General features: G+C 49.9%; 10 protein-coding genes and 1 tRNA gene. 4 read left to right on the forward strand and 7 right to left on the reverse strand.

The annotated features are described in order from the left end of the window. Window positions 1-59: 59 nt before the first annotated feature. The 5 genes from HY879_12275 to HY879_12295 all read right to left on the reverse strand — a co-directional run bounded on the left by HY879_12275 (window position 60) and on the right by HY879_12295 (window position 4,879). Complete coding sequence (locus HY879_12275; GenBank protein ID MBI5604123.1) at window positions 60-698, reverse strand: PHP domain-containing protein; 639 nt, start codon at window positions 696-698, stop codon at window positions 60-62. Then, entirely contained in the window at window positions 699-1,565 is an 867-nt protein-coding gene (locus tag HY879_12280; protein ID MBI5604124.1) for a protein phosphatase 2C family protein, read from the reverse strand. Between the two features lie 97 nt (window positions 1,566-1,662). Beyond that, window positions 1,663-2,292, reverse strand: a complete 630-nt coding sequence (locus HY879_12285) for a TetR/AcrR family transcriptional regulator (protein MBI5604125.1) — start codon at window positions 2,290-2,292, stop codon at window positions 1,663-1,665. A 197-nt stretch (window positions 2,293-2,489) separates the two neighbouring features. Then, complete coding sequence (locus tag HY879_12290) at window positions 2,490-3,656, reverse strand: ABC transporter permease (protein MBI5604126.1); 1,167 nt, start codon at window positions 3,654-3,656, stop codon at window positions 2,490-2,492. Then, window positions 3,656-4,879, reverse strand: a complete 1,224-nt coding sequence (locus HY879_12295) for an efflux RND transporter periplasmic adaptor subunit (protein ID MBI5604127.1) — start codon at window positions 4,877-4,879, stop codon at window positions 3,656-3,658. Before HY879_12295 ends, HY879_12290 begins: the two co-directional genes overlap by 1 nt. Before the next feature lie 81 nt (window positions 4,880-4,960). Here HY879_12295 and HY879_12300 point away from each other — a divergent pair. After that, window positions 4,961-5,037 (forward strand) — tRNA-Arg (locus HY879_12300). Window positions 5,038-5,332: 295 nt separating this feature from the next. On the opposite strand, the gene HY879_12305 is transcribed toward HY879_12300, so the two are convergent. Both HY879_12305 and HY879_12310 read right to left on the reverse strand, forming a co-directional pair. Beyond that, window positions 5,333-6,700 (reverse strand): putative DNA binding domain-containing protein, encoded by a 1,368-nt coding sequence (locus tag HY879_12305; protein ID MBI5604128.1) that lies wholly within the window; start codon window positions 6,698-6,700, stop codon window positions 5,333-5,335. 357 nt (window positions 6,701-7,057) lie between these two features. After that, complete coding sequence (locus tag HY879_12310) at window positions 7,058-8,170, reverse strand: XdhC family protein (protein MBI5604129.1); 1,113 nt, start codon at window positions 8,168-8,170, stop codon at window positions 7,058-7,060. Between the two features lie 278 nt (window positions 8,171-8,448). Here HY879_12310 and HY879_12315 point away from each other — a divergent pair, with 278 nt between their 5' ends. The 3 genes from HY879_12315 to HY879_12325 all read left to right on the forward strand — a co-directional run. Further along, on the forward strand, window positions 8,449-9,390 hold the full coding sequence (locus tag HY879_12315; protein MBI5604130.1) for an ATP-binding cassette domain-containing protein: 942 nt from the start codon (window positions 8,449-8,451) through the stop codon (window positions 9,388-9,390). Then, the gene (locus HY879_12320; GenBank protein ID MBI5604131.1) at window positions 9,387-10,157 is read left to right on the forward strand and encodes an ABC transporter permease subunit; all 771 of its coding nucleotides are present in this window, start codon (window positions 9,387-9,389) and stop codon (window positions 10,155-10,157) included. The genes HY879_12315 and HY879_12320 overlap by 4 nt, the downstream gene beginning before the upstream one ends. A gap of 52 nt (window positions 10,158-10,209) precedes the next feature. Further along, on the forward strand, window positions 10,210-10,380 hold a 171-nt coding region (locus HY879_12325; GenBank protein ID MBI5604132.1), incomplete at its 3' end, for a hypothetical protein.

Consider the following 10,380-nt stretch of genomic DNA (forward strand, 5'->3'; position numbering starts at 1 on the left):
TGGACTTTTTACGAACGCATCACTCTTGGCATCTTCAATAAATACTATTTTCAAGATTACTATGAATCCAATCGCCGGGCTTCCACGCGGCAGGCCTTGATCTCCTCACAAAGGGTCCCTATATCCCGGACTGGTTTTGAAAAAACCGTACGGCAGATCCCGACGGACCGGAGGTCATGGGCGTCGCTGCAGCCGATCCCGGCGATCTTCTTGGCCCTCACGGCTTTTTGGGCCAGCAACCGACTTTCATCATCATACGAGGGGTGCTCGACTTCCAGGCCATCGATGTCCAGGCCGTAGACCCCGTTGCCGGCCCCGTAGAAACCGGCTTCATGGGGCAACTTTCTGTAAGGATGGGCGGCAATGACGACACCCCCTTCGCCGTGGACAACCGCCAGGATCTGTTCCAGGGAACGGCTCGACCCCAGACTCCGGGTAGGGCCGAAGACCAGGAATTCTCCCTGGAAATGTCCGAACTTCGTATAGCAGGCCACCTCCTGCCCGGGTAGGATCACCAGGTCGGTCATCCCGCTCTTAGTTCGAATCTCCTCGATATATTCCGCCGACCAACAGATGCCGTGTTCGGTCAGGGCAATACCGTCCAGTCCCACTTCTTTGGATTTCCGAAGCAGTTTAACGGCATCGATATTACTGCAGCCGGAATAGCGACTGGTATGAATATGCAGATCGATCTCCAACTATAAACCCATCGGTGTGGTCCGGTCCTCTTCCATCCCGACAGAAGGGAGATACCGGTTCTGATATAGACCCTGTTTTTTTTCTTCCTGAAAAATCCTCTCCTCTATCCGGGAAGTGCCTCCGAAGAGGAAACAACCGGATGAAATCGGCACGGAACATGGATCAAGGGCGATGATTGCCGTGTCGTCCCAGCCGCCGGACAAAGGGGCATTCGTTTCGAGCAATCGGTCCGGAATTTTTTCGGGGGCGGAGGTCTGAAAAAGTTCCCGTATATACTCCTCCCGGCTCTGTGAGAGAGGAAAGGGGATATTGGCCAGGCCGTCGGTGGCCAATAAAAGACGGGTATGGGATACGATAGGCAGATCATCCACCTGGAAAAAGCGGGGAGTCCGCCCCACCATCCAGAAATTGTTTTTTGACCATTGCCGGCTCTCCCCTGTTTGGACATTACAGGAGAACAAGAGGCTGTCTCCCGTGTGGAAGAGGAGACCGGCCATCGCTTCTTTTTTGGTTCTTAAGAGCAGGATTCCGGTAAAGGTACAACTGTCGCCGAAGGATAAGGCTTGCAACAGATGGTCGGACTCGGCAATCAGGCGCCTTTTCAAAGTCTTGACCTCCTTCTCCCCATAGACCCGCCCGCCGGACGGGGAAATGATTCGGGTCAACATGGTTGAAAACAGCCTCATAAACTCCCGCGAGGCCGAAGGATTGCGCTCCGACCCGTCGGCAACGGCGAAAAACCCTCTGGAAAAATCAAGGAGCAGGCAATCTCCCATCCCGGCCGACGAAGAGGATCCGATCAGCCCTTGCTGAACACGGGCGCCGAGAATTCCGGGGCAGCGGAGAGATCTCTTATAACGGTTCACCAGCACAATTGCCTTTGGCCTCAAATTAGGAGGCAGATTTTCACCGATACTCGCAGACAACTTCAAAATAATCTCTGTCCATTTTTCATCCCCCAGGCTACTTTCCTTTTATGCCCTTTCGGGCCGGTTCCTTCATCAGGAATCCTTGTTCTAAAAGACCCATGATCTGATTATTGGCCTTTTCCACGGGAAATTCCTCATGGTTAAAATCCGGATTGTAGACATATTGCCGGATGGTCATATCCACTGCACCATAGATGACAAAGGAGGCAATCAAAGGGGAGAAATCCTTGCGGAAAATACCCCTTTTTTGTCCTTCCTGAAAAATGTCGGCCACACCGGTAAAGAAGCGATTATAGTTCTTCCAGTTTTCCGGGCTATAGAACTGCTTCAACCTGGGAAGATCCATGATTAATACCTTCATCAGGTTGGGATTCCTCTGATAGCTCCTGAAAATAAAACCGAAGACGGACAGAAGTCTTTCAAACGGATCGGTAACGGTCCGGTTCAGTTTTTCCATACTTTTGAGCAGGGCGTCCCAATTTTCATTGAAAATGGACAGCAGGATGTCTTCCTTGCTTTTAAAATACTGATACAAGGAACCATAGGCCACTCCGGCCTCACCGGAGATGTCCAGGGTACGGCAGGAGTAATAGCCCTTCTCGGCAAAAACCTTGATGGCCGCATTCAGGATGATGTCTCTTTTGGCTATTTCTTTTTCTTTCATGAAGGACCTCCGAGGCAGGGGTGATCAAACGCCGCCGGTTTTTGCTTATAGTATATGACTGACTAATCAGTCATATAACCTTATTAATATAACTTTTTAACCCTTGTCAAGAAAAATATTCTCCGGAATCCCATTTCGTCAGGATAGGCTGCGTTTGATTTTCTGCGATGGGGGGAGCGCGTCTTAAACATGCTCTTCTACGTCGTCCTCAAGGCCTCTACGATATTCAACCGTGAGGCCCGCAGGGCCGGCAGAAATCCTCCCAGGAGCCCCATGATCAAGGCGAAAGCGAAAGTCTGGCCGGCAATCTCACTATTTAAGATAAAGTTAAAGGCCAGTTCGGAAAAGGTCTGCCAGTTCATAGTCGAGATGCTGACCCATTGCATCAAAGAAGCGGATCCCAGACCTAAAATGCCTCCCAGGACCCCGAGCAGGAGGGATTCGATCAGAAAGGCGGCCAGGATGCTTTTTCGGGGAAATCCCAGTGCCCGCAAAGTGCCGATCTCCACCGTTCGGTTGGCCACGGCGGCGTACATGGTTACCATGGCTCCGATCATGGCCCCAACCGAAAAAATAATGGTTATAGACAAGCCCAGGATACGGATAAATTTAGCCATCATCTCCGATTGATCGACATAGAATTGGGCTTCCCGTTTAACGGTGACGGTCAGGCGGGGATCGCTCTCTATGTGTTTTTTTAAAGACTGGAAGGAACCGTCATCCCGCAGCCTTAAGACCATGGAAGAATACACCGGCCGGTGAAAGGTATTCATGACCTGATCCACATCGGCCCAGATTTCCGAATCAAAGCCGGTTTGTTGGGCATCCAGGATGCCTACCACCAGCCAATCCCGGAGACCGAACCGGATGGTTTGACCGAGACCGGTGCCTTTAAACCGTTTGGCAATACTGCTTCCAATAACGATTTCAGAGGGGCCTGGTTTGAAGTAACGACCGGACTTCAAGATCACGTGGTTCCGAAGTTCCAGTGATTTTTCAGAGACCCCCCTGATCGTCACCTGTCCGACCCGGCCGGTCTCCGTTTTAGGCAGGGCCACCAGGACCGTCACCTCGCGGCTGAATAAAGGATCTCCTTTTTGATCCAGGGCGATTTCCGGCAGGGTTTCAATGATAGCCGCCTCCCGGCGTTGTATGATGCTCATGACTTCAGCATCGGCCGACCGGCGGACAATAATGGCATTTCCCATGGACCCGGTATCCTGCAGGGTTTTTTTCAGTCCCTCGGAGAGCATCAGCACCGCAGCAAAGACATAGACCACCAGGGCCATACCGGAAATGGTCAAGAAGGTCGTAATTTTTCGGGTCCAGAGGTTTCTGAAGCTGTAGCTTAAGGGGAGTTTCATTATTTTTCGGCGATCTTGATTTTGGCGCCGTCCCGAAGGCCACGCTGGGGTTTAAGAACGATCCGTTCCCCGGCCTTTAAGCCTTGAGTCACTTCAATGAAATCCAACAGGTCAGGGCCTTTCCGGACTTCGACCAGACGGACGCTCTTGCCCTCCAGACGATAGATAAAGGTCTTCCCATTCCGGTCGACGATGGCCGATCCCGGAACAGCCAGTTTTGGCTGTTCCTCCCTGGTAACCGGGCGGGAGAGGAAAGCCACCTTGGCACTCATTTCAGGAAGAATCCGTTCATCCCGTTCCAGGAATTTGACTTTGGTCAGGACCGTGGCCTTGGAGCGGTCGGCGGTGGGAACAATCATGTGGACCCGACCTGGAAATCTATGGCCGGGCAGGGCGTCTAATTGGATCTCACAAGGTTGCCCTTTTTTGACCTTGGCTAAATTGATTTCGGAAACATCGGCTTCCACAATTAAGGATTCCATATCCGCCATCGTAACCACCGCGGCTTTAGCATTGATTGAAGAGCCGAAAGGAGCCACCACTTCGCCGACATCGGCATTCTTGGTTAAAACAACCCCATCAAAAGGGGCCCGGCTCAGGGTATATTCCATGGCCACCTGACTGGCATTAAGGCCGGCCTCAGCGGCCTTGATTTGAGACAGGGCGGCTGCTCGGCCGGCCTGAAGCTGTTGCATTTTAGCTTCAATGGTATCGTAGTCGGATTGGGCAATGGCCTTGGATTGAATCAGTCGTTTACTCCTGTCAAACTTGAGCTGGGCATCTTTGATCTCCGCTTCGATCTGACCCAGGTTGGCTTGGGCGGTGTTGACATTGGCCTGGGTCTGGTTGATGGCGGCCTGAAGATCGGCGTTCTCCAACCGGGCGATGATCTGCCCTTTTTTAACCCGGTTGCCTTCTTCCACGGATAGGGTTTCCAATCGACCGGTCGCTTTAGAGGCTACTGCCGCCTTGCGCTGGGCCACTACATATCCGCTGGAATTAAGGACCGTATAGGCCTGGGAAGGATAAATCAGGGAGACTGTGGTTATTTCCCACTCCCCGGCCGGTTCCAGGACACCCTTCCAATAGAGGATGCCGGATAAAACCAGTAAAAAAATCATTAAAATGATAATGGTCTTGCCTTTTTTACGAGGCCTGACCGGCAAGGCGGAGGCCGCTTCGGTCCTTTTTATTTTAAGCTGGGAGAGATCTTCTTTTTCCATTTGTCTTTTATCCGCCGATCTGTTCTAAATTTGAATGTTAAATCCTGTTAATCCTGTCAGGTCAAAAGTTTTTTAGATCACGGGCGATTAGCTCAGGTGGATAGAGCGTTGGTCTCCGGAACCAAAGGCCGTGGGTTCAAGTCCCGCATCGCCCACCAAGTAAAAACAATTAGTTGCCTCTTTAGGAACCCCGTTTTTAATCGATTCTAAGCTATTTTCTAACGGAACAATAGTTATCAATCAGGTATTCCAAGACATAGCGCGGGAATTCGTCCACACCGGTATTGATAGTGTGGGCTTTGTTAACCACCTTGCCCCGGAAGATCTCTTTAAGCTTATCATTCATAGGTTTGTCACCGACTCTATTTTACAAACCAGGATATTGAGAAAATGGAATTCCGTATGATGCTTTTCGACTCACTATCGTCTCATTATTAATTTAACCAATTGATTTTAGGTTAACTTATCGTCTCGCTTCGTCTCAAAAACTCCAGGTCCATAGTTTAAGGTATAGAAAGTTCCTCTTCCGGCGCCATGAATTTTAATCCACCCTCTTTCCGCCAACTTAGCTAACCGCCTGTTTAGAGTGGCCTTGGCTATGGGTAAGGCTTCCAGAAATTCTTTAGTGGATGCCCATCTTTTATGGGAGAGCCATTGACAAATCTCAGACTCCTCCGTGGAAAAACCTGCCGCTGAAAAGGAGGAAAATAATTCAACCCTAAAAGCATTGGGATTGATAGAAAAAAGAGGGGGTGGGAGATATGCTTCAGCCATGTTCATACGCATCCGGTAAATGCCGCTTCCCAAACGTTCTACATATCCCAATCGGTAGAACATATCAGCAATGATTCGGTTCCGAGCAACAGCTCGGGTCCCCAGTTCCTCTATCGACAGGCCCGGGGGGAGGCCCCCGGGATTACTGATATCTAAGCGACCTGGGTGAATATGGACATAAGGATGGGTAGTATCAGCAAAATAATCTCGGTGAGTCAGCGCATTAAGGATTGCTTCTCGATATACAGCCTCTGGTATTTCAGGAATTTCCTCGCGTGGGCCCGCCTTTTCAATCCGATAGGCCACACGAAGATTCCGGCGGACAAAAGCAACCGTGCCGATAATCTGTTCTTCCAATGTCCCCTTGATATCCAGACGATCAAGAACTTTAGCCCGGGTTTCATCCCCATAAAGGGCGCTGGTGATATAGGCCTCAGGATAATATTTTTGCGGATTTTTTCCAAAAAAAAGGAGAGCGGCGCGGGTCAGAAGTGTTCGGTTTTGCTGCTTTTGGGCTAGACCAAGATTTATCAGGATGTCGTTCGTTTTGGTCTTATCAGGAATCCCTTTCCTTTTTAAAAAATCTTTGATTTTATTCTGATCAATTTCTTCCTCTGTTTTGACCGGAGATTCGAATTGTTCGTCAAACCGAACTTTATTGCTTTTTATAGCAAACCGAAAGATTTCATCCCTGGTAAGCTGTTGAGAGTTGGGACCGATTCTCAGGAAAAAACCATCATTAGAACGATAAGGTTTGTCCGTACCCTCGGGAACCATAATTTCGATAACAGGTCTTTGGGAGATAATTCGGATGGAGACCCGGGGATCACAGTTATTGGCCATATCTTGGATCTGGCTACGCAGGCGATTGGAATCTGCCACCCCAACAATTTTCCCGTCATCCGTTATCCCTAAATAAATAGAACCACCTGACGCATTGGCAAAGGCTACCATTTCATTGGCTAGATTGGAAATTTTGGACTTAAATTCGATTTTTTGTCCTTCGCCTTCCGCAGCTATTATTTTTAAGTTGTCTTTAATGGGCATTATCCGGCCTTCCCGTTCACCTTTCCTAAATTATTCTTTTCCCTCGAAAGCATCCTGGAGCAGACCTGGTAGTCCTCCTCAACCTCCACCGTAGCCTCCTCAAAAAGTATATCCAGATTCAGGCCGCCTTTCTCATAAAGGAGTTTGCCCTGATCGTAAAGGCCGGCTCGTTTGCAGTGCCGAATCCATTCAGCCCGGGTCGCGTCCCGAAGGCCGTTCTTTTTCCGTGATCGTAACCCTCTGGTCCAGCATAGAAAGATAGTGCTTTATCCTTCGATTGGTCCCTTTGAGCCGTCCCATCTTCTTGGAGCTTTTCCAAAAGTCTATATGAACATGAGACAAAGCATTTATTCTCTTTTATCCCTCAAGGGATAATGGATCCAAGGCGGGTAACCGGCCCTTGGTCTTTTTGGCCCTGCCTTTCCCCCGGACCTGGATGAGTTCGGCTACGATGGAGACGGCAATCTCCTCCGGGGTCTCGGCCTGGATGTCCAGGCCGATGGGGGAATGGATGGAATGGATCCGGTCTTCCGGAAATCCTTCCTCTTTCAATGCCTTGAAAACAACCCCCCGCTTATGCCGGCTGCCGATCATTCCAATATATCGGGGAGGGCTTTTCAGGACCCTTCTGATTATTTGATGATCATGGAGATGGCCGCGGGTGACGACCACAATAAAGGCATTGGGGCCAAAAAGATAATCGTCGAGGAGCTGTTCAAAAGGCCCGACCTGAATTTCATCCGCTTCCGGGAAGCGTTGGGGATTGGCGAATTCGGCCCGGTCATCAAAGACCGCAACCCGGAAACCGACCATTTTTCCCATAGTGCAAAGATATAAAGAAATATGACCGGCCCCGAAGATATATAAGCTGGAAGGGGCCATCAAGGGTTCCAGAAAGACCTTCTTTTCTTCACCCTGAAGCATGGCCGTCATGAAGCGGGCTTGATTGCCCTCCAAAACCTGGGGAAGGTGTTTCCAAAAAGGGGAGATCCAGGGATAGGCCTCGAGGTCCGGGTCTTCATCAGGGACAACCAGGAATTTGCCATCCCTTCGATCGGCTGATTGGCTATCCTCCAACAAGGTAGCCAGCAAGCCGGGCCGGCCGGTCTCTCGAAATTCCAAGACCTTCTGAAATAAATCCAGGTCAAGGGGATTTTGTCCGGAAAAGAGTTCCAGATAAATATCCACCTCACCGCCGCAAATCATCTCGGTTTCAGCTACTTCTTCCCCTTTTAAACGGAAATAGAGGATCCTGTTTTTTCGCTCACTAAAAACCCGGGGGGCTGCGGTCAGGACATCGGCCTCTAACCGGCCCCCGCCGATAGTACCGATAAAAGTCCCATCCGGACGGATCAGGAATTGCGTCCCCTGGGTCCGGGGGGCAGAGCCCTTTTGCCGGATAATAGTGGCCAGGACTATCTCCCGGCCCTGGGAGAGTTCTTGAACTATTTCTTGGTAAATATCCTTCATGGTGGATCCTTTTTTTAAAAACTATTTGGTCCGCTCAATGGCGAACCGGGGCTATTTTAACACGAAAACACAAAAATACGAATAACGAATATCGAAAATGATTATCTTGACAACCTGCCTTGAAATGATTATTGAATAACCAACCCGAATCCGGGAAGGGACAGGTGTTTTCAAGGAAGGCCAAAGATATTAAATTCTAATTATCGTCGAAGATCAAGAATAAGCTAATATAATTCTAAGAGGTAAGTTCTCGGAATTGCTAAGCGACCAATCATTTTATGATAGAAGTTGAACGGTTAACCAAATATTACGGTTTTTTGCCGGCCATAACGGAACTTTCATTCACCGTCGGTCAGGGAGAAGTAGTCGGTTTTTTAGGTCCCAACGGAGCGGGAAAAACGACCACCCTGAAAATATTGACCTGTTTCCTGCCGCCCTCTTCAGGACAGGCCCGGGTCAATGGCTATGATGTCTATCGGGATTCCTTGAAGGTCCGGGAACAAGTGGGATACCTCCCTGAAAGCGTCCCTTTATATACGGAAATGACCGTAGAGCGGTTTCTCTCCTTTGCCGCCCAGGCAAAGGGCATAGGCTCCCGGCAAATCAAAGCGTCCATTGATAAAACCCTGGATGATTGCGGATTGGAGAAGGTCCGGGGGCGTATCATCGGACACCTTTCCAAAGGATTCAAGCAGAGGGTCGGTCTGGCCCAAGCCCTTTTGAACAACCCGCCGGTGCTGATCCTGGACGAACCGACCATCGGACTGGACCCGACCCAGGTTGTTGAGATCAGGCAGATGATCCGGGCTTTGGGCCAGGAGAGGACCATCATTTTAAGTACCCACATACTGCCCGAAGTCAGCCAGGTCTGCCAGAAGGTGATTATTATCAACCGCGGCCGGATTGTGGCTATCGATACGGTCTCCAACCTGACGGCCCAAATACAGACCTCCCGGAGAATCCATTTGACGATTCAAGGTCCCGAGGAAGAGGTTATAAAGACCCTGATGACCCAGCCCGGGGTTTTGAAGGCCGAGGGGCAGAATGATGGTCCTGGAAGGTTTTTCGTCGAGATGGATAAGAATCAAGACATCCGGGCCGACCTGGCCCGGGCGGTCATTGAAAGGGGATGGGGATTGCTGGAAATGCACAGCCAGGAACTCAGCCTGGAAGAGGTCTTTGTTCAGTTAGTTACCGAGGAACCGGGAGAACAGCCGTGAAGGGATTTTCGGCGGTCTTCAAACGGGAGCTCTATACTTTTTTCGCCTCCCCTATCTTTTATGTAGTGGGGACGATCTTTCTGTTGTTAACCGGCTATTTTTTTTATACCTCCGTGGCCTACTTCAGCCTGATCAGTTTTCAGGCGGCCCAGAACCCTTATATGGGGGGACAGGTTACTATCAATGAAATGGTCATCAAGCCCCTTTTTGATGATATGAGCATTATCCTTTTATTGATTGTTCCCCTGTTGACCATGCGCCTTCTGGCGGAAGAAAAGAAAAACGGGACCATCGAACTCCTGCTGACCTATCCCCTTCGGGAATTAGCGGTCCTGTTGGGAAAATATCTGGCCACCCTTATGGTCCTCCTGGTTTTGTTGGCGGTTACCGTCATTTATATTTTCATCCTTTCCTGGTTTGCCGATCCGGAGTGGGGACCTGTTTTAACGGGATACGCCGGCCTGATTTTAATGACCGCCAGTTTTGTCTCCCTGGGCCTTTTTACCTCGGCCCTGACCCAAAATCAGATTATTGCGGCCGTAGCCGGATTTGGGGCCTTGCTTATGTTCTGGATCATCGGCTGGGCCGGATCGGTCTCCGGGCCGGCAGTCAGCAGCGTAGTCCATTATCTTTCTCTGTTGGAACATATGGACCCTTTTTCCAAAGGGGTGTTGGACAGTCGGGATCTGGTTTATTATCTTATTTTCTCGATATTTTTTATTTTTTTGACCCTGCGCTATCTGGATTCGAGGAAGATCAGGGGATGAATCGATTTCGGATTTCGGATTTTGGATTGCGGAATAAGAAGCAATAAGAGATATGCCTACGGTTAAAACAGAAATATGGAAACAAGGCTCCTTGTTGACCCTCCTGACCGTGGTCTTTGTGGCCATTCTGGTCGGGATCAGCCTGCTGGTCTATCGGTTTCCCTGGCGTCTGGATCTGACAGAGGGGAAAAAGAACTCCATTTCCAGCCAAACGCAAAAGATC

The organism is Deltaproteobacteria bacterium (assembly GCA_016219225.1).
Classification (GTDB): domain Bacteria; phylum Desulfobacterota; class RBG-13-43-22; order RBG-13-43-22; family RBG-13-43-22; genus RBG-13-43-22.

Excerpts from the sequence above, each read along its gene's own strand:
- HY879_12285 (MBI5604125.1), bottom strand. The coding sequence starts at position 2,292 with ATGAAAGAAAAAGAAATAGCCAAAAGAGACATCATCCTGAATGCGGCC.
- HY879_12315 (MBI5604130.1), top strand. The coding sequence starts at position 8,449 with ATGATAGAAGTTGAACGGTTAACCAAATATTACGGTTTTTTGCCGGCC.
- HY879_12295 (MBI5604127.1), bottom strand. The coding sequence starts at position 4,879 with ATGGAAAAAGAAGATCTCTCCCAGCTTAAAATAAAAAGGACCGAAGCG.
- HY879_12305 (MBI5604128.1), bottom strand. The coding sequence starts at position 6,700 with ATGCCCATTAAAGACAACTTAAAAATAATAGCTGCGGAAGGCGAAGGA.
- HY879_12290 (MBI5604126.1), bottom strand. The coding sequence starts at position 3,656 with ATGAAACTCCCCTTAAGCTACAGCTTCAGAAACCTCTGGACCCGAAAA.
- HY879_12310 (MBI5604129.1), bottom strand. The coding sequence starts at position 8,170 with ATGAAGGATATTTACCAAGAAATAGTTCAAGAACTCTCCCAGGGCCGG.